Annotated in this window: 18 protein-coding genes; 3 read left to right on the top strand and 15 right to left on the bottom strand. The window is 52.1% G+C overall.

Annotated elements, in window-relative coordinates; translation table 11 throughout:
* Positions 1–112 precede the first annotated feature (112 nt).
* From HQ393_RS13945 to HQ393_RS13910, 8 genes are read right to left on the bottom strand one after another with little or no spacing between them, the layout of a single operon-like run.
* Positions 113–709 (bottom strand): helix-turn-helix transcriptional regulator, encoded by a 597-nt coding sequence (locus tag HQ393_RS13945; RefSeq protein ID WP_179355751.1) that lies wholly within the window; start codon positions 707–709, stop codon positions 113–115.
* Positions 706–2,142 (bottom strand): HlyD family type I secretion periplasmic adaptor subunit, encoded by a 1,437-nt coding sequence (locus HQ393_RS13940; RefSeq protein ID WP_179355750.1) that lies wholly within the window; start codon positions 2,140–2,142, stop codon positions 706–708. Before HQ393_RS13940 ends, HQ393_RS13945 begins: the two co-directional genes overlap by 4 nt.
* Positions 2,142–4,328 carry a type I secretion system permease/ATPase gene (locus tag HQ393_RS13935; protein WP_179355749.1) on the bottom strand — a complete coding sequence of 729 codons (2,187 nt, stop codon included), beginning with the start codon at positions 4,326–4,328 and terminating at the stop codon, positions 2,142–2,144. The genes HQ393_RS13940 and HQ393_RS13935 overlap by 1 nt, the downstream gene beginning before the upstream one ends.
* 55 nt (positions 4,329–4,383) lie before the next feature.
* A complete protein-coding gene (locus HQ393_RS13930; protein WP_179355748.1) occupies positions 4,384–5,766 on the bottom strand; it encodes an FAD-binding oxidoreductase in 1,383 nt (460 codons plus the stop codon).
* Positions 5,763–5,972, bottom strand: a complete 210-nt coding sequence (locus HQ393_RS13925; protein ID WP_179355747.1) for a zf-HC2 domain-containing protein — start codon at positions 5,970–5,972, stop codon at positions 5,763–5,765. The genes HQ393_RS13930 and HQ393_RS13925 overlap by 4 nt, the downstream gene beginning before the upstream one ends.
* Positions 5,973–5,974: 2 nt before the next feature.
* Entirely contained in the window at positions 5,975–6,538 is a 564-nt protein-coding gene (locus HQ393_RS13920; protein WP_179355746.1) for a sigma-70 family RNA polymerase sigma factor, read from the bottom strand.
* Between the two features lie 13 nt (positions 6,539–6,551).
* The gene (locus HQ393_RS13915) at positions 6,552–7,502 is read right to left on the bottom strand and encodes a homoserine kinase (RefSeq protein ID WP_179355745.1); all 951 of its coding nucleotides are present in this window, start codon (positions 7,500–7,502) and stop codon (positions 6,552–6,554) included.
* 8 nt (positions 7,503–7,510) lie between these two features.
* The gene (locus HQ393_RS13910) at positions 7,511–7,831 is read right to left on the bottom strand and encodes a DUF2782 domain-containing protein (protein WP_179355744.1); all 321 of its coding nucleotides are present in this window, start codon (positions 7,829–7,831) and stop codon (positions 7,511–7,513) included.
* A gap of 94 nt (positions 7,832–7,925) precedes the next feature.
* On the opposite strand from HQ393_RS13910, the gene polA reads away from it, so the two are divergent.
* Complete coding sequence (gene polA, locus HQ393_RS13905) at positions 7,926–10,709, top strand: DNA polymerase I (protein WP_179355743.1); 2,784 nt, start codon at positions 7,926–7,928, stop codon at positions 10,707–10,709.
* A 118-nt stretch (positions 10,710–10,827) separates the two neighbouring features.
* Positions 10,828–11,601: a hypothetical protein gene (locus HQ393_RS13900; RefSeq protein ID WP_179355742.1), complete on the top strand. Its 774-nt coding sequence runs from the start codon at positions 10,828–10,830 to the stop codon at positions 11,599–11,601.
* 643 nt (positions 11,602–12,244) lie between these two features.
* Here the strand turns inward: HQ393_RS13900 and HQ393_RS13895 are convergent.
* The 4 genes from HQ393_RS13895 to HQ393_RS13880 form a co-directional block, all read right to left on the bottom strand.
* The gene (locus tag HQ393_RS13895) at positions 12,245–12,601 is read right to left on the bottom strand and encodes a hypothetical protein (RefSeq protein ID WP_179355741.1); all 357 of its coding nucleotides are present in this window, start codon (positions 12,599–12,601) and stop codon (positions 12,245–12,247) included.
* 216 nt (positions 12,602–12,817) lie between these two features.
* Entirely contained in the window at positions 12,818–13,006 is a 189-nt protein-coding gene (locus HQ393_RS13890) for a hypothetical protein (RefSeq protein WP_179355740.1), read from the bottom strand.
* Positions 13,007–13,286: 280 nt separating this feature from the next.
* Positions 13,287–13,673, bottom strand: a complete 387-nt coding sequence (locus HQ393_RS13885; protein ID WP_179355739.1) for a hypothetical protein — start codon at positions 13,671–13,673, stop codon at positions 13,287–13,289.
* Positions 13,670–14,080 (bottom strand): hypothetical protein, encoded by a 411-nt coding sequence (locus HQ393_RS13880; RefSeq protein ID WP_179355738.1) that lies wholly within the window; start codon positions 14,078–14,080, stop codon positions 13,670–13,672. Before HQ393_RS13880 ends, HQ393_RS13885 begins: the two co-directional genes overlap by 4 nt.
* Before the next feature lie 351 nt (positions 14,081–14,431).
* Here HQ393_RS13880 and HQ393_RS13875 point away from each other — a divergent pair, with 351 nt between their 5' ends.
* Positions 14,432–15,112: a DUF3313 domain-containing protein gene (locus HQ393_RS13875; protein WP_179355737.1), complete on the top strand. Its 681-nt coding sequence runs from the start codon at positions 14,432–14,434 to the stop codon at positions 15,110–15,112.
* Positions 15,113–15,198: 86 nt separating this feature from the next.
* Here HQ393_RS13875 and HQ393_RS13870 read toward each other — a convergent pair whose 3' ends face one another.
* The 3 genes from HQ393_RS13870 to HQ393_RS13860 all read right to left on the bottom strand — a co-directional run bounded on the left by HQ393_RS13870 (position 15,199) and on the right by HQ393_RS13860 (position 17,969).
* Positions 15,199–15,480, bottom strand: coding sequence for a hypothetical protein (locus tag HQ393_RS13870; RefSeq protein ID WP_179355736.1), 282 nt, complete (start codon positions 15,478–15,480; stop codon positions 15,199–15,201).
* Positions 15,481–15,726: 246 nt separating this feature from the next.
* On the bottom strand, positions 15,727–16,935 hold the full coding sequence (locus HQ393_RS13865) for a Dol-P-Glc:Glc(2)Man(9)GlcNAc(2)-PP-Dol alpha-1,2-glucosyltransferase (protein WP_179355735.1): 1,209 nt from the start codon (positions 16,933–16,935) through the stop codon (positions 15,727–15,729).
* A 266-nt stretch (positions 16,936–17,201) separates the two neighbouring features.
* Complete coding sequence (locus tag HQ393_RS13860; RefSeq protein ID WP_179355734.1) at positions 17,202–17,969, bottom strand: substrate-binding periplasmic protein; 768 nt, start codon at positions 17,967–17,969, stop codon at positions 17,202–17,204.
* Positions 17,970–18,031 lie beyond the last annotated feature (62 nt).

Here is an 18,031-nt window from a genome sequence, read left to right as displayed (position 1 = left end):
TCCAGATTAGATTTTGCTAATAATGGAGTGTAGGTGAGCTAGATCACAAATACGACTGTACTGAAGTACAGTACGCCAATGTCATGGGCGTGGGGTGAAGGGAAAACGGGAATCAGGCCAAGCCATTCACGCGCAGCACCAGTTGCACGCGATCGCTAACGGCTAATTTTTCGAAAATTGTCGTTAAATGCGCCTTGACGGTGCGCTCGGTAATCTCAAGTTCGCGCGCGATTTCCTTATTGCTCAGTCCCGTCGCGGTTAGGCGGGCAACCTGCGCTTCGCGCTCGGAAAGACCGAGTAGCGGATTATTTTTACTCGGCAAGCGATTAATCGCCCCCAGTAAACGCTGCACCAAAGTACGGCCAGCCCAAATCTCGCCCGATTTAACGACCTCGATGATTTGTTGCAACAATGGATATGGGGAGTATGCATGGCAATACCCGCTGCAACCTGACTGCAGAGCCACATACCCCTGCTCATCGTCAGGAGTCGAGCTACTTGCCAATACCATATAGTCGCGGGTTCGTTGTGCCCAAACCGCATCTTGCCAGGCGGGCAGAGCGGCGCTATCCAAATCGAGCAGCACAATCGAGCCCGGGGCTAATTGCGACCAATCGCTTGCTCGCTCGCAATGATACGTAGCCAGCCCCTGCTGCCAGTAATCGAGCAGCAGCTCATCATTGCCAATTAAATAGATTGCTAAGCTCATCGTTCGGTCAGTGCGGAAGATTTGGCGCGTAACACCGGTTTCAACAAATAGGAAAGAACGGTTTTCTTGCCAGTTAGAATATCCACTTCGGCCACCATGCCTGGGATTATCGGCAAGCGTTTACCATCTTTATGTAAAAAGCCTTCCTTGGTACGAACGCGGATTAAATAAAACGAATTACCCTTTTCATCCTTCACCGTGTCGGCACCGATTTGCACCACTTCGGCATCCAGGCCGCCATAAATCGAAAAATCATACGCAGTGAATTTCACCGTCGCAGCTTGCTGCGCGCGCAGGAAAGCAATATCGCGCGGCTGTACTTTGACTTCCAGCACCAAGCTTTCACCTGAGGGCACGATTTCGATAATGTCTTTCCCCGGCTGAATCACGCCACCCACAGTATTGGCAAAAAGCTGCTTAACCGTACCATTCATGGGCGAACGAATTTCTGATTGCTTCACGCGATCCGCCAAACCAACGCTGCCCTCGGATAATGAACCCAATTTGCCCGTCGCTTCGGCCAGCTCGGTGCGCGCCTGATTGCGGAACATCAGCTCCACTTCCTGAATCTTGCGATTAGCTTCGGCCATCGAGGCCTGCACGCGTGGAATCTGGGCGCTCGCGCCATCACGCTCACCGAGGTAACGCGAGACATCGCGCTCCAAGCGCAACACCTCGACATCAGAAACCGCGCCGCTTTTCAGCAAGGGGCGCGTGGCATCGAGTTCTTTTTTCGTCAGCTCATAGCCTTGCGACGCTTGCTCGCGCCGTGCGCGGATTTCATTGAGCTCTTGCGTGCGCTGATTCAGTTGTTGACGCGCAACGCCCAAGCTCGCTTCCAACTCGGCACGCTTCGATTCGTACAGCATTTGCTCTTGAGCCGCGATATTAGGCGCTTCTTTGAGCACCTCGTCGGGCATGGTGAAGGTTTTGCCATTGGCTAAAGCATCCAGTCGGGCGGCTTTCGCTTTCAATGACAAATACTGCGCACGGCTTTCTTTGAGCGTCGAAACAAAGCGGGTTGAGTCGATTTTCAGCAGCAAATCGCCTTTTTTCACCTGCTGACCTTCGCGCACCAAAATCTCCTGCACGCTACCGCCATCCAAACTCTGGATCACCTGCAGTTGGCGCGAAGGAATCACTCGCCCTTCCCCTTTGGTCACTTCATCCAGCGGCGCAAACGCGGCCCAAATCAGCAGCACCAGCACTGCGAGCGCCGAAGCGCGAATCAAGACGCGCGCGCCGTGCGGGCTTTGCTCGGCAATCGTGTGATTGGCATCGGAAATATAATCACGGTCATCGATTAAATCGCGCTCTTCAGCAAAGAAGATATAGCGATCAAACATCATGTCGCTATTGGCTTTAATCTTTTCCCAGGTGCGCTTAAACACATTGGGTTTGGCGCTAGGCGGTAAACGGTGTTGACCTTGCATTATGCAGCCCCTCCCGCTTTACCAATTCGACCCTGTTGCAGCGCCTCAACCACCTGAGCCTTAGGCCCATCGGCCATAATTTGCCCTTGATCGATGACAATCAGTCGGTCAACCAACTCGAGCAAAGACGTGCGGTGCGTCACCAGCAGCATGGTTTTTCCTGCCAAATAAGTCCGCAAGCGTGATTTCAGTCGCTCTTCGCTTTGATGATCCATCGCACTACTTGGCTCATCCAGAATCAACATCGGCGGGTCATTCAAAATCGCACGCGCAATCGATACCGCCTGACGCTGACCACCTGATAAAGATTCACCACGCTCACCAATCGACATATCAAAACCGCGCGGATTGGCGTTCACAAATTCGGCAATCCCCGCCAGCTCAGCGGCCGCCAGAATCTGGGCATCATCGGCAAAGGGCGTACCCAGCGCGATATTTTGCTTTAAGGAGCCAAAAAACAGCAGCGGGTCTTGCGGCACATAGCCCACTGCGCGGCGCAGCTCGGCAGGGTCAATCTGACGGGTATCGATCCCATCGATAAGCACGGCGCCCTCTGTAGGCTGATACAGGCCCAAAATCAGTTTTTCGATTGTGGTCTTGCCCGAGCCAACCCGACCAATCACGCCGACGCGTTCGCCCGCTTTCATTTTGAAGCTAACGTTATTGAGCGCAATATCATCCCGATCGGGGTATTTGAATGTCACATTGCGAAATTCGATTTCGCCACGGAAGGCATCGCGGTGCAGGAAATTGCTATTGGCTGGGCGCTCAATCGGCAATTGCATATGGCTTTCAACCGCGCCGAGCGACGTTTTGGCATTTTGATATTGCATCAATAGCCCTGCCACCTGCCCCAGCGGCGCCATCGCACGGCCTGCCAACATGGAAGCGGCGATAATGCCCCCCATCGTAATTTGCCCATCGACGAGCAAATACACGCCAACAATCACAATCGTGATCGACACCAATTGCGAAATGGCCTGCGCAAAATTCACCGTCGTCGTGGACAGCAGTTTCAAGCGGCCACCAATTTGCGCCAAAAAGCGCGTCGCACGCTCGTAGCGGCGCTGCATTTCACCCTCTGCGCCCATGATTTTGATCGTTTCCAGCCCGACCATACTTTCGACTAAAGTTGCGTTGCGTTGCGCAGCGGCGCGCTGGGTCAGCTCAACCAATTGATTCATTTTGGCTTGCGCCAGCCATGAAAACAGCACGATCAGCAAAGCACCAATCAGCGGCGGCAGCACCAGCCACGGTGAAATCCAGACCAGTACCAAGAAGAAAATCAGCACAAATGGCAAATCGACCAGCGTCGTGATCGACGCCGAAGCAATAAAATCACGCACCGACTCGAAAGCACGCAAATTGGCGGTAAATGAGCCAACCGATGCGGGCTTGGCGCTCATTTTTACGCCCAGCACCCGCTCCATAATCAAACTGGACAGCGAAATATCAATCCGCTTGGACGCCACATCGAGGATATAGCCGCGCGCCGTGCGCAGCACAAAATCAAAGCCCAAGATCAAACCAGCACCCAGCGCCAGCACCCAGAGCGTTTCAATCGCATGATTGGGCACCACTCGGTCGTACACATTCATCGAAAACAGCGGCATGGCCAAGGCGAAAATATTGATCAGCAGTGCAGCGATCAGCGCGTCGCGATAAATGCGCCAGTTATCCCACATCGCGCCCCAGAACCAATGACGCTCGCGAATCTGGCCCATTTCTGGCGTACGCAAATCAAAGCGAAAGCGCGGGCGAACAATAATCGCGATCCCGGCGTATTGCGCTTCCAACTCGGCGGCGCTAAAGACTTCCACCGACTCGCCCGTTTCAGGCATCCGCACGCGGAAAGCGCCATCGGGCAGCTTTTCCAGTACCACGCAGGCGCGCTGACCGTGCAACAAAATAATAGTGGGAAAGAGTCGTTCGGGTAGTGCATTTAATGATTGGCGCAATACACGCGCCGAAAGGCCCGCGCGCGCAGCGGCACGCGGCAGTAATGAGGGGCTAAGCCGATTTTCGACCAGCGGCAAACCCGCAGCAAGCGCTTGCGCGGTCCACGGCTCTCCGTGCAGGCGGGTTAGCTCAACCAAACAGTCGAGCAAGGGATCAAAGTGCGCCTGATTTTCCCCAACATGCCAGCCAAATTCATGGGTTTGCGTGTTTGTATTATTTTGCTCCATACCTACCTTAGCCGTGTCGGGGTTACTGTACGAAGGACAAATTCGCCGAGATGTTTTATAAAACCTTGCCGGGATTAAACAGCCCCAGCGGATCCAATGTGGCTTTGATTTGTCGCATCATGTGCAGCTCCAGATCGGAGCGTGCGTCTTGCAAAGTGGCGCGTTTGAGCTGACCAATGCCATGCTCGGCACTAATACTTCCGTTATATGCCGCAACATGGCGGTATACCAAGTCATTCACTGCGGGCTCTAGAGCATAAACGCCGGCGGTTTTATCCGCCAAGAACAAGTTGTAGTGCAAATTACCATCGCCCAAATGGCCAAAGGCGACGATTCTAGCGCCTGCAAATGACGAAAGCATCTCAGTATCGCACTTTTGTAGAAAGTCAGGTACAGCCCCAATGGGCAAACTAATATCGTGCTTAATGCTGACACCATCAATGCGCTGCGCCTCAGGAATCGATTCGCGCAAACGCCAAAAGTCCGCCGCTTCAGTCGGGCTTTGCGCGACATAGGCTTCCATACAACCATGCGCGTACAAATATTCCGCCAGCCTATCGGTCAACAAAGCCGAGTCACCACCGTCGGATAACTCAATCAGCACACACCACGCCGGGATAGGCTGAAATGGCTGCGGTAAACGTGGGAAGTGCTGATGCAATAAATCAAGACACGGCGCAGAGATCAGCTCGAAAGACGTCACGCGATCACCCACCTCGGCCTGCAAGCCGCGCAATAAATCCACCGCCGCGGCGGGGCTTTCTACCGCGACCAAAGCCGTCGCATGCGCGGTCGGCAAAGGATACAGCCGCAACACCGCCTGCGTAATCAGGCCGAGCGTGCCTTCCGAGCCGACAAAAAGCTGCTTGAGATCATAGCCGGTGTTGTCTTTACGCAAGCCGCGCAAGCCTTCCCACAGCTCGCCATCGGCTAGCACCACTTCTAGCCCCAAGGTCAGCTCGCGCATATTGCCGTAGCGCAGTACATTCACGCCGCCGGCATTGGTCGCCAGCGCACCGCCGATCTGGCAGCTTTGCGCTGCGGCCCAATTGGCGGGAAAAAGACGTTTCGCCGCCAACGCCGCCTGCTGCACCTGTGCCAGCGTCACGCCCGCTTGCACGGTAATCGTATTGTTATCGGCATCGACCTGCACAATCTGCGTCATGCGCTCAAACGAAATCACGATCGATTGCCCATCATTGAGTGGCGTCGCCGCACCGCATAAGCTGGTATTGCCGCCTTGTGGCACGATGGCAATCTGGTGCTCGGCACACAGGCGGACTAATTGCTGCACCTGCTCGGTCGAATTAGGCCGGGCCACTGCCAGCGCCCTGCCTTGATAGCGACGGCGTTGATCCAAACAATAAGGCGCCGTATCGGCGCCAAATAAAATTGAGTGGCTAGTGCGCCATTCGTTTAATTGCTCTAAGAATGTCATGCTTGATCTTTTGGGTCTTGATCTTCCGATTGAGCGCCCTGCGCCGTGTAGCTACGGTTGAGCTTGCGCATCATCTGCAATTGGCGGGAAAAATTCGTACATTTTGTGCACATCAATAAATGAATGCGCAGGCTAATTTTTTCACCCAATGCCAGCTCGCGGTCTTGTGCTTGCGAGAGTAAAAAGCTCGCTTCTCGGCAACCCATGCTCAAGCCCTCCCGAACCAATTTTTATCGAGGCACAAACGCAGACTCATCCGCGCCCGATACAGCAGCACTGAGCAATTAGTCGCGGTGATGTCCAATTGCTGACAAATTTCTGCAATCTCCAGCTCCATCACCTCGCGCATCGCAAACACCATCGCGGTACGACGCGGCATTTTCTGCGCGCACTCTTCATAAACTTGCCAGAACTGGCGATCTTCTAGGCACGCCTCAGGCTTGGCCCAGTGGCGCGGTGCATCCGAGCCCCAATGCCCAGTCTGGTCAAAGAAACCATCCATATCGCTGCGATCATTTTCTTCGTCAAGGCGAGCTTGAATCAATTGGGGATCTCGGTATTGGCGGCGCAAGACGTCGAGCACTTTGTATTTCAAAATGCCCATCAACCAAGTTTTCAGGCTCGACTGGCCTTGAAATGACTCAGGCTTTTCTAGCGCAGCCAAAATCGCTTCTTGCACCGCGTCTTCCGCCGCGCCCGCATCGTTAAGCTGAAACAGCGCATAGCGCAGCATCGCCGCGTGGTGGTGTTGCAGCTCTTCGATTTTTAGCATCGTGATCGCTCGGTTAAAGCCAGAAATCAGTACGCGCTTGGTGATGTTGGATCACGCGCTGGAAATGGCCTGGGTCTTTGGCGAAAGTCATTTCGCCTGCCGCTGGCTTGTGGAAATCGAGCAAGCGCGACACCCAGAAGCGCAGCGCAGCGGCGCGCAGCATAATGGGCCAGTCGGCGACTTCATCGTCCGTTAATGGACGCACCGATTGATAGCCCGCCAACATCGCACGGGCGCGCTCGGCATCAATATCGCCGTTTTCCAGCACGCACCAGTCATTGAGCGTAATCGCTAAGTCGTACAGCAAAATGTCATTGCAGGCGTAGTAAAAATCAATAAAGCCGCCGACCTGATCGCCATTCATCAACGCATTGTCGCGGAATAAATCGGCGTGGATCACGCCCTTCGGTAAATTCATCTGGAATTGATCGAACTTATGCTGCGATTGCAGTTGTACTTCGGCGTGTAGCAAAGCGGCATCGGCTTCGCTCATAAACGGATACATATCGTGCGCCGTCGCCGACCACCATTGCGGGCCGCGCGGGTTACTCATTTGGCCGCTATAGCTCGCCGCAGCCAAATGCATTTGCGCCAGCATTTCGCCGACTTGACCGCATTGCGCCACATTCGGGCTATCGGTGACCGCGCCGGGCAGACAAGGCACCAAGAGCGTTGGCTTGCCATTGAGCTCGTCGATGTATTCGCCGCGCAAATTGGCAATCGGCGCGGCAATCGCGATGCCGTGCTGACCCAGATGCACCATCAAATCGACGTAGTACGGCAGCTCGCTCGCTTGCAGCGTTTCAAACAGCGTTAGTACATACTTACCATGGGTAGTAGTCACGAAATAGTTGGTATTGGTGACGCCTGCGGCAATACCCTTGATATCGACCAGTTGCCCCAGCGAATAATTTTTCAGAAATGGGACTAACTCGTCATTACTAACCGTTGTAAAAACAGACATGAATATTCTCAGAATTCAAACAAGACCCAAGTCGGGACTGCAATATTGTCAACAATGTCACTACGCACAAATTCGCCCTTGCCGGTCGGGTCGATCAGGTAATACGGCTTACCCACTTTTGGCGTTACTTTGACCTGATACAGCTTTCCGCGCAGACGATATTCGGTAATCGTCGCGTCTTTTTTCTCGATAATGCGAACTTCAGGCACAGACTCAACTTTGGGCGGCGTGTCTTCGGTGGGCATCGGCGGCGGAACGTCAGCCACCACTTCGGCCAATGCCGGTATTGCGAACAATCCCAGTAATGCAGCAATCAGTAAATGGCGCATGACTCGCTCCCTTCGCTAGTGGATAACTAGCCTTGTTTATAACTCGCCTCGTTTATAATGGCGTTCACCTACCTCAAGTATAGAGATTTCCCGCATGGCGACGCTGCTTTTAATTGATGGATCTTCGTATCTTTACCGCGCCTTTCATGCCATCCGCGAGCTAAGCGCCCCAGACGGCACACCTAGCAATGCCGTCTTTGGTTTTGTGAACATGCTCAAAAAGCTGCGCCAACAAACACACGCCGATTATATCGCGTGCGTGTTCGATGCCAAAGGTAAAACCTTCCGCGACGACATTTACCCGCAATACAAAGCCCAGCGCCCGCCGATGCCCGATGAACTGCGCGTGCAGATAGCGCCGATCCACACCGCCGTTGCCGCGTTTGGGATTCCGATTTTAATGATTGAAGGCGTCGAAGCCGACGACGTGATCGGCACGCTGGCGCGGCAAGCCTCTGCGCAAGGCATCACGACGATTATGTCGACCGGCGACAAAGACATGTCGCAGCTGGTGGACGAGCACGCGCGCATTGAAAACAGCATGACCGAAGAAGTGCTCGACCGCGACGGCGTATTTGCCAAATTCAACGTCTGGCCCGAGCAGATTGTCGATTATCTATCGCTGATCGGCGACACCGTCGATAACGTGCCGGGTGTACCGAAATGCGGCCCGAAAACCGCCGCCAAATGGCTGGCTGAATACGGCAGCCTCGACAATGTCATCGCCAACGCCGACAGCATCAAAGGCGTCGTCGGGCAAAATCTGCGCGATTCACTTGGGTGGCTACCGACGGCGAAAGCGCTGGTGACGATTAAATGCGATGTCGATCTCTCCGCCGAATTGCCGAACGGTTTCGACGATTTGAAATATCAGCTTGAGGACAGCGCGACGCTGCTGAGCCTATTTACCCGCTTTAATTTCCGCACTTGGATGCGCGAGATGGAAGGCAAAGTCGGCAAAGCCGCCGCGCCAGAAGCCCCCAAGGGTATCACCACCGATCTCTTTGCTGAAAACACATCTGAGGCAATACCCCAAGAAGAAGCAGCTCAAACTATCCCAGCCGCCCCGCTGGAGCGCCATTACGAGTGCATCACCACGCCCGAATTGCTCGCCAAGTGGATCGCTAAAATCAACGCCGCGCCGATGACCGCGTTCGACACCGAAACCGACAGCCTCGACTCGATGCAGGCGCGCATCGTCGGCATGTCGTTCTCGGTGCAAGCGGGCGAAGCCGCCTATCTGCCGCTGGCGCACCACGGCGCCGACACGCCAGATCAGCTTCCGTTCGACGACACGATCGCGCAACTCAAGCCGTGGCTCGAATCGGCGGAACACAAAAAAGTCGGCCAAAATCTAAAATACGATCAGCACGTTTTGGCAAATATCGGCATTGCTTTGGCGGGGATCTTTGATGATACGCTGCTGATGAGCTATGTACTCGCCAGCCACGAAAAGCACAATATGGACGACCAAGCCGAGCGCGAGCTGGGCGAAACGACGATCAAATACGAAGAAATCTGCGGCAAAGGTGCCAAGCAGATTGGCTTTGCTGAAGTTGACCTAGATACTGCCACGCGGTATGCAGCCGAAGACGCGGATATTACTGGCCGCCTAGCCAATACCCTATTGCCGCGCTTGCAAGCCAACGCGGGTTTGAACTACGTTTACCGCGACATCGAAATGCCTTCGCGCGACGTGCTGTACGTGATGGAGCGCAACGGCTTTTTGGTCGATGCCAACAAACTCAACCGCCAAAGCCACGAAATCGGCCTGCGCCTGATTGAGCTGGAACAGCAAGCCTACGAGCTAGCTGGCCAGCCGTTTAACCTCGGCTCGCCCAAGCAGCTGGGCGAAATTTTCTTTGAAAAACTCAAACTGCCGGTCATCAAAAAAACGCCCAAAGGCGCGCCATCGACCGACGAAGAAGTGCTCAGCGAATTGGCCAAAGATTACCCGCTGCCCAAAGTGCTGCTGGAGCACCGCAGCCTGAGCAAATTGAAATCGACGTACACCGACAAGCTGCCGCTGATGATTAACCCGAACACCGGCCGCGTGCACACCAATTTCAACCAGACCGTCGCCGTCACCGGGCGGCTAAGCTCGACTGAACCCAATCTGCAAAACATCCCGGTGCGCACCGCCGAGGGCCGCAAAATCCGCGAGGCCTTTATCGCGCCAACGGGCTGCAAAATCGTCTCGGCGGATTATTCACAGATTGAATTGCGCATCATGGCGCATCTGTCCGGCGACGCCGCGCTGATCCGCGCCTTTGAGCAGGGCCTCGACATTCACAAAGCCACCGCCGCCGAAGTCTTCGGCATTGATCTGAATGAGGTCAGCAGCGAGCAGCGGCGCTACGCCAAAAGCATTAACTTCGGCCTGATCTACGGCATGAGCGCCTTTGGTCTGGCCGCCCAGCTCGAAATCACCCGCGAAGCGGCAAAAACCTTTATCGAACGCTACTTCAACCGCTTCCCCGGCGTATTCGAATACATGGAAAACACCCGCGCCGCAGCCAAAGAAGCGGGCTACGTCGAAACCGTCTTCGGCCGCCGCCTGTGGTTGCCAGCCATCAAATCATCGAACGGAGCCCAACGCGCCGGTGCCGAGCGCGCAGCAATCAACGCGCCGATGCAAGGCACGGCAGCGGATTTGATTAAATTGGCGATGGTGGCGGTGAATCAGTGGCTAATTGCGGAGAAGTTGAATAGCCGACTGCTGTTGCAGGTGCATGATGAGTTGATTTTGGAAGTGCCAGAGGCAGAATTGGAATTGGTGAAAGCCAAATTGCCGGAGATTATGGGCAATGTGGCGACGCTGAAAGTGCCATTGCTAGCGGAAGTGGGGGTTGGGGAGAATTGGGAAGAGGCGCATTAATTAGGTAGGGCGTATTCGCCGCGAGGCGGCGATATGCCGAATGAAATGCCAATCGCTACTTGCAGCGCAATACCTGCGGTGATTACGTACTGCGCTGATAAATAAAAGGAAGTTGTAAATGAATAAAGATTCATTATATCTTGGATTGTTTCTCTCTATTGGTGCTTTGGTTATATTGGTTATGTTGCAACCTCCGAAAAGTAATGTTGAAACGCGAACAGTCACCAATCTGCCTGCAACTGCATCTGTAGCTCAACTAAATGATGGTCAATTAATTGCTGCGTATCAAGACGCCGATAATTCTTGTCGTGGTACATCAGATGAAGTAGAGACTCCAAAGTATTGCGCTAAACGAGATAGTCTTGCTAAAACTTTAGAAGACAAAGGATATGAGTTTATATCTCACTATGAGCTAATGAACTACGCCGAGGAATATGAAACTCCAGAAGATGTTGTTAAAAGTAATAACTTCGGTGGTGACTCAGGTTGGAAGACAAAAGAAGAGGCAAGTGCGATTAGAGCTAAATATACAGAAAAGAGAAGAGCAGAAACAGCACCCAAACCTGATAGCCTTGAATCGAAATTTAAGGCTCTTGAGTTGGTAAGCAATTTGTGTAGAGAAAAACTTGAGCAAGGAGAAGTTGATCCTGAATCGTGCAAAGAGAGAGTGACTATTATTCATGCTGATATGATGATGTCTCTTGGAAACTGCCGTAAAAGTTTGATTGAAGAACATAAACGAAAACCCGATGTGACCGAATTAAACGGCAGTGACATTCTGTACATAAAAGAAAGCGGATCAAAAAATATGTCGAAGCACGAATGCACAACGGCAACAAGCATTCCAACTAATTATCAGGTATTGCGAATATACGGAGCTATTGTTAATTAATCAGCTACATGAAGCACCGTAGCGCGTAGGGTGTAATAAGCGAAGCGCATTACACCAATCCCGAAATGAAGAAACCGCCAACCATGGCGGTTTTTCTTTGCCTACTACAACTCATCCACCACGGATTGGCGGCTATGCGCCGCGGCACTTACTTTCTTTGCTTCGCCTAAAGAAAGTAAGCAAAGAAAGGCGACCCCACATCTGCGTCGGCTACGCCGATGCCCTCGACTGCGGACGGATCGAAGCGGCGGCGGGGCTTAACAAAACAGGCCCCACCGAAACCCCGCCCCGCCCGTTCCTCGCTCGGCGCTGATGTAGGGGAATTGGCGCAGCCCGACGAGGGCAGCACATACCTACCACGGTATTGATCTTAAATTAATTATTTAATTGATCTTGCTTGATATACCCCATGCATATTTAGTCCGCACTCGTTGGTCTGGGGCTTTAATCCCCTGTCGCCCATCGCCGAGGGAGTGGAGTGAGACAAACAGCTTTTCGTTTGGCTCGCGACCGACTGAGGGAAGCCCGGAGGGCCGCAGGCGGGGGGCTCCTTTGGGGTGTTGGGGGCTTTGGAGAAGCAAAGCCCCCAACCTGCCTGCGCGGCGGAACGCGCACTAAAACCATCGCGGCGTAGCCGCTAAACCTAAGCTCGCGCAGCGAGTTTTGCGGCGCCTTGCCAAGCGCTGGACGGACGGGGTTTCGCGTCGATCGGGCGCGCGCGGGTTGCAAGGGGCGGAGCAAGACCCGCTCCTTGCTCGTTTGGCCGGCGAAACGGCCGGTTCACCGCCTGCGCCAGCAGGCTATGCGTGGCATGCAAGCAAAGCCTCCAACCTGTCTGCGCGGCGGAACGCGCACCAAAACTCGCGGCGTAGCCGCATAAAATCCAAGCTCGCGCAGCGAGTTTTGCGGCGCCTTGCCAAGCGCTGGACGGACGGGGTTTCGCGGCGATCGGGCGCGCGCGGGTTGCAAGGGACGGAGCAAACCATGTAGGGCGGGTCATGACCCGCACTGATTGATGTTTATTGAATCACATCCTGATTGGCGGGTTACGCCGTCGGCTAACCACGCCCTACGCTGTTTTTCTTTGCCGGCAATTTGACATCTACCGCGGATTGGCGGCTATGCTCAGCCAAAATAAACTCAAACGCCTATTAAATAAAAAAGCCTGATTCATTCACAAAATCAGGCTTTTATTAAATCAATAATTTATACCCAATTAACTATTTTTCCGGCAATACACAAAACCACCCGATACATGATCAACATAAGATCCAGACCACATCACATTGCAGGTATAAAGTGCAGTATGGCCACTAATGATTGGATATGGACGAATAGTTACCGCAGCCTGCGCAGAAACAGAAGTGAGCGCCCAAAGAATGCTAAGTGCTAAGATTTTTTTCATGAATATCTCCTCGTGTATTTTTAATATTTTTGCCATATTTATTAATAAATAAATACAGCAAGCACACGATATGACTTGAGTATTGAGACGTCAATCTGCGTATAGGGCGTTATTGTTTTTTTGCCGCAGGCATTGAGATTTACCTCACAATCGTTTCTGGTAGCTCATGATTCGTCTTGAACAATGGCATAAATCATTGATACTGCTTGCGCCATGACAAATGCAACAGGCTGCGCTTTCGGCCTGACACCAGCGCAGCCTCGTATGCGACAAGCGCTAATTAATCGCTATTGGCGATGGCCGCGGCAACGCCGACCACGGCAGCGCCGACTACCACTGCGCCAAGGAAATTATCGCGGCGATCGTCGCGGTTATCTTCCCAATATTGCTCACGGCGATAATCGCGTACTTCGCGGCGAATCTCACGCCGGGCTTCGCGCCGTTCGCGATTGACCTCGCGGTAGCCTTCATTAATTTCTCGGCGGGCACATTCACGCGTGGTGCAGCGGCTTAATTCGCGGCGGGCTTCGCGTTTTTCGCGCTCAACCGAGCGGATGCCTTCGCGCACTTCGCGCCGAACTTCATAACGACTGGCCAGTGCTAGGTTCGACCAAGTGAGGATGCTCAAGCTGATGGCGGCTAGCGCCAAAGTGGTGGATTTACTCACTTTTGGCCTCCTTTGCTGGCGCGGAATTTGGCGACGCGTTTTTCATAGTTGTCCAAAACCGCTTTGCAGTCGCTGGTTTTGATTTCCATTTTGGTGCCATAGCCAAAAGCGGCGCTGTACAAAAAGGCGCGATCAATGCCCAGCGTGCGGGCGATTTCACTATTGATATCCATCACTTCACGCTCCAGCATGGTTTTCTGGCTCGCATCGACACAACCGTGGCTCAAACCAGAGAGATAGCCAAATCGCTTGAGACCTTCGTCCACCTGCTCTTCGGCTTTTTCCTGCGCGGCCATAATCACCTCCAAATCTGGTGTGGTCTTGGTGGCCGATTTGGTTTCTGCTTGTACGTGCATGCTACAAGCCAGAATAACAACACAATGGGCTAACAGATACTTGGCATTCATCTTGGCGCTCCTAGCTCGGTTTGGACGATTAAATATAGCCACTAGCATAGGTGGTGCGCAGTACACTTTGATGACAAAGCCGCGACAGACGTACCTTTGGAGCTAAACATGACGAACGAGATTGAGCCTGCGCGCGCGGTCACTCGCCGCACAACACATACACCGCAATGTATTGCCATAAAAGCCATATAACGACTTATCTTGGAAGACATACCCCAATACAAAATAAAAACAAATCGTCCATGGTGACGCTCGGTAATCTTGGCATTGAATTTCCCCACAAATTCCCCGAAGATCACCATTCTTCCCCCGCATGTCAGACCCATGCGCGTACTCACTCAAGGATTTGTAATGAAAAAACTGATTAGCGCGACCTTGCTCGGCGCAAGCTTGCTGATGGGCCAGTCCGCGTGGGCGACGACGGATGCTGAAATGGTGCGTGACAACTTGTTTACGATTCCGCTGACGGCCTACCAAGCCGACCCCAATAACCCGAATCAACGGCTGTACCTGAAACCCGGCGCGACGCTGAATCAGTACCAACAAGTTATCGTTGAGCCGCCGCTGTTTTTGCAGCAAAACCACATCAATGAGTGGGAGCTGTTGCAGCCGAGCGAGGCCAATAAAATTGCGCAGTATTTCCAAGCTAAATTGAGCGCGGAGCTACAAAATCTGGGCATTACCGTGGTGACGCAGCCCGATGCGAATACCTTGCGACTGCGCTCAGCCGTCACGGGCATGGGGCAAACGCGGCCGGATCGTAAATTGACAGATTTCGCGCCAACCAAGGCCAAAATTAATCTGGCCAAACGGGTCATGGGCAAAGAGCCGTATTTGCTGATGGTAAGCACGATGGCGCAGGTCGAGGACGCCACTAGCGGCGAGCTACTGGCGGGGGTCGTGAGCTTGAAGGAGACGAGCAAAACCAAGGTAAAAGATCAAGAAATCACCTTGGCCTATTTGCAAAAAGAAATCGACAAGCTCACCAAGAAAAGCGCAGCTCAATTGGCGCGGGCGATGGGAAAAATCTAAACCACCGACAATGCAGTGCACGAACACCTGAGTTGAGTAGTCTTGTAACGCAAGGCTGCTCAATCTAACGGGTAGCTAGTACTCAATTAATCCTTATTCTCTTTTTTCTTGCCTTTACGTAACTCTGCTTTCGCCTTGCGAACCATTTTGAGGCAATCCAAATCGAGCATTGGATTCAAGTCAATCAATTTAGCTTCGGCGCTGAGTAAGTCAGCCGAGGCTTTATTTCTGGCAACCAAGGTGTATTGGTCTTTATCACGCTCGATCAATTCGCGCGTTTCTTTGATTTCTTTTTTACATCCTGCCAACGCGGGTTGGCTTAAGGCAATGGCGCAGACACTAGCGATGAGAATTTGGACGATACGCATGACAGTTCCTTATGCTATTTCAGCTGATTGGGCAAAATTTATACCGCCAATCTTACTACGAAAGAAATAATAAACAAGAAAATAATTCAGCTTTTAGCCGTAAATCCGTTACAGAATCGCAAAAACCGACCCGCCCCCCCTTGCGCAGACGAGTTTGAAGCAACGATTCCAAATCTGCCCAACAAGAGGAGGCGCTAGGTGCAAAGCAAGACTCGCCCCTAGCGCGACAAGGTGAAGCATCAGGCCTTACAAAAACAACATGTTTTGATGGGTAACGTAAATCACCAAGATTGAAAGCAAAGCACAATACATACTGGTCATTTTCTCTGCATTTGGGCTGCCATCGGGGCGAAATAGCATGATTAAAGCAAAGCTAATCATGTAATATCGTGGTTCAATCAACCAAGACAACATTAAAAATAGCAAACTGGCCAACACAACGATACGCAACGGTGGGCGTTGTTGCATGCTGCGCGCCAGATCCAGCGCGGCCAGCGCAATCGGAATAAAGAACAGCATTTTGAGCCAGAAGCTCGCAAAAACTTTCATTAAAATCCAATTGCGAATGAACAAGTCTTCGCTCAAATTGTTATACGGGTGAGTATTACTAAAAGCAAATAAATACAGCGCAAAGAATAATGCCACCATCAGCCCGATATGGCGTTGCGCCATCGCAAAGCGGATATTCTCTTTGGTGCGTGACAGCACCAGCGGTAATAAAATAACGCAATAGCAAAATAGAAAGAAGAATGCATTACCACTATTCAGTGCAAATGGCGGATGCATGCTGCGATCGCCCATGGCCACGCCATGATTGAGCACCACAAAAATTGCAAAGCCAATTAAACCCACCCCAATTAGCCAGCAACGGCGCATGAAGGCCAATATATTTTGTTTATTGAATACAAAATCAGTTTGCATTAACCAGCACAGTGCGGGAATTGCAAGCAGCCAAAGCACATTATTTTGCCGCATTCCCATACTCAAAATCAGAATAGAAATACCGAGCGAATAACGCTGTCGCAGGCAAAAATACATCCCGGCCAGCACAAAACACAATGAAGCGATATCATTGTAAATTAAAAAGAAAAATGGAAAAATCGTTGGAAAAACAGCGAATTGAACCACCCGTTCAAAATGCTGATGCTGATTTAACAAGCGATTCGAGTAATGCAAGGCGGCAATACTGCCCAAACCCAGCAATGCACTCATGCCTCGCAGTAAAGCGGTTGATTCCGAATGAAAAGCGCGCACTATCCAGGACATCAAATAATGATAACCAGAAACACTGGTTAGAAATGGGTCATGCACCAACTTACCAGAGGAATAAGTTATGATTTGCGAGAAATTGGTATTTTCATCAACCCGAAGTGGATCAGATTTAAAATAATACCAACCGATAAAAACCAGGCCCAATAATAAAATACGATTGAAATTTTGATTAATCGTTTTCATTTTACGCCCCTTCGCACAGGGTAACAGGCAGGCGCAATGAAGCTGTGGCAAGTAATGCCCAGAATTGAATTATGCATATAGTTTCTCATCCATCCATAGTTATGACCTCGTCGCGGGCCATTGCCTTTGACTATGCCACAGGAATAAATGAATATGAAAATATAAATGACACTACAGATTAAAATTGAGACGCAGCTAACAATTGGCAGTGCAGATTCGCCGATTTGGAAACTACAAGCGCAGTTGAGCGCACTTTTGCATTTCCGTTACAAACCATATGCCGCGCGGATTTTCTTTAAGGCGCCGTTTTTTTCCAGCCGCTCAATCGCAGCATTGAGGATTTGTACGTCTTTCTCGGTGGTGGTTTTCTTGCTCAGCATCAGGCTGACTTTATCGCTGTGGATCGGTTTGCCGATTTGCTCAAGCGGAACGCTTTGCAATTTGGCTTCATAAATCAGCGCCCCCGTATCGCCCATTAGCAACTCGGCGCGGTTGCCTGACAGCATTTTGATCGCCTGGGTCGATGTTTCATACGGGGAGAGTAGCCGAGCTTCGTTGAGCCAGAAATAGTGTTTTTTATAATCATCGCCATACCAGCCCGCATTTGGGGCGAGGAGCGTGATCTTTTGCTGCAACACCGTGCCAAACTCGGAGATCTCGCGATATTTATCGAGTTTGCTGTTCAAGGTAAATAGGCTGATCGATTCGGTGCGGTAAGCGCTGCTAAAACGGCTAAATGCCTGCCGCTCTGGCGTATCCGACGCGGCGAGCATCAGGTCGATCTCGCCTTTCATGAATTGATCGATCCGCCGTTTACGCGGTAATTCGAGGCCAATTTGCAAGGAGCAACCCGCTTCGGCAAAAATCGCCCGCGCCAGCTCGATATCTACCCCGGCAGGCTGGCCTTTGGCGTCGGAATAAATATACGGCGGCCATTGCTCGATCGCCATTCTCATCGGTCTGCTGCAGGCGGTAGCAGATGTGCTCAACAACAGAGCCATTACACAGAGCCCACCGATTACACCATTTTTCATCGCCTTCCCCCTTTGCTACCCATGCCATCAATCTATGCTTCCCGCATTGCAAATGCAACAAA

It is taken from the genome of Chitinibacter bivalviorum, assembly GCF_013403565.1.
In the GTDB taxonomy this organism is placed as follows: domain Bacteria; phylum Pseudomonadota; class Gammaproteobacteria; order Burkholderiales; family Chitinibacteraceae; genus Chitinibacter; species Chitinibacter bivalviorum.
Note: the sequence above shows the minus strand (reverse complement) of the source record. Positions and strands in the feature narration are given on the sequence as shown.

What these genes read in the sequence shown, in the direction of transcription:
- polA (WP_179355743.1), top strand. Translation starts at nt 7,926, where the DNA reads ATGGCGACGCTGCTTTTAATTGATGGATCTTCGTATCTTTACCGCGCC.
- HQ393_RS13935 (WP_179355749.1), bottom strand. Translation starts at nt 4,328, where the DNA reads ATGGAGCAAAATAATACAAACACGCAAACCCATGAATTTGGCTGGCAT.
- HQ393_RS13940 (WP_179355750.1), bottom strand. Translation starts at nt 2,142, where the DNA reads ATGCAAGGTCAACACCGTTTACCGCCTAGCGCCAAACCCAATGTGTTT.
- HQ393_RS13925 (WP_179355747.1), bottom strand. Translation starts at nt 5,972, where the DNA reads ATGGGTTGCCGAGAAGCGAGCTTTTTACTCTCGCAAGCACAAGACCGC.
- HQ393_RS13890 (WP_179355740.1), bottom strand. Translation starts at nt 13,006, where the DNA reads ATGAAAAAAATCTTAGCACTTAGCATTCTTTGGGCGCTCACTTCTGTT.
- HQ393_RS13880 (WP_179355738.1), bottom strand. Translation starts at nt 14,080, where the DNA reads ATGAATGCCAAGTATCTGTTAGCCCATTGTGTTGTTATTCTGGCTTGT.
- HQ393_RS13930 (WP_179355748.1), bottom strand. Translation starts at nt 5,766, where the DNA reads ATGACATTCTTAGAGCAATTAAACGAATGGCGCACTAGCCACTCAATT.
- HQ393_RS13870 (WP_179355736.1), bottom strand. Translation starts at nt 15,480, where the DNA reads ATGCGTATCGTCCAAATTCTCATCGCTAGTGTCTGCGCCATTGCCTTA.
- HQ393_RS13875 (WP_179355737.1), top strand. Translation starts at nt 14,432, where the DNA reads ATGAAAAAACTGATTAGCGCGACCTTGCTCGGCGCAAGCTTGCTGATG.
- HQ393_RS13910 (WP_179355744.1), bottom strand. Translation starts at nt 7,831, where the DNA reads ATGCGCCATTTACTGATTGCTGCATTACTGGGATTGTTCGCAATACCG.
- HQ393_RS13895 (WP_179355741.1), bottom strand. Translation starts at nt 12,601, where the DNA reads ATGACCCGCCCTACATGGTTTGCTCCGTCCCTTGCAACCCGCGCGCGC.
- HQ393_RS13860 (WP_179355734.1), bottom strand. Translation starts at nt 17,969, where the DNA reads ATGAAAAATGGTGTAATCGGTGGGCTCTGTGTAATGGCTCTGTTGTTG.
- HQ393_RS13865 (WP_179355735.1), bottom strand. Translation starts at nt 16,935, where the DNA reads ATGAAAACGATTAATCAAAATTTCAATCGTATTTTATTATTGGGCCTG.
- HQ393_RS13920 (WP_179355746.1), bottom strand. Translation starts at nt 6,538, where the DNA reads ATGCTAAAAATCGAAGAGCTGCAACACCACCACGCGGCGATGCTGCGC.
- HQ393_RS13900 (WP_179355742.1), top strand. Translation starts at nt 10,828, where the DNA reads ATGAATAAAGATTCATTATATCTTGGATTGTTTCTCTCTATTGGTGCT.
- HQ393_RS13915 (WP_179355745.1), bottom strand. Translation starts at nt 7,502, where the DNA reads ATGTCTGTTTTTACAACGGTTAGTAATGACGAGTTAGTCCCATTTCTG.
- HQ393_RS13945 (WP_179355751.1), bottom strand. Translation starts at nt 709, where the DNA reads ATGAGCTTAGCAATCTATTTAATTGGCAATGATGAGCTGCTGCTCGAT.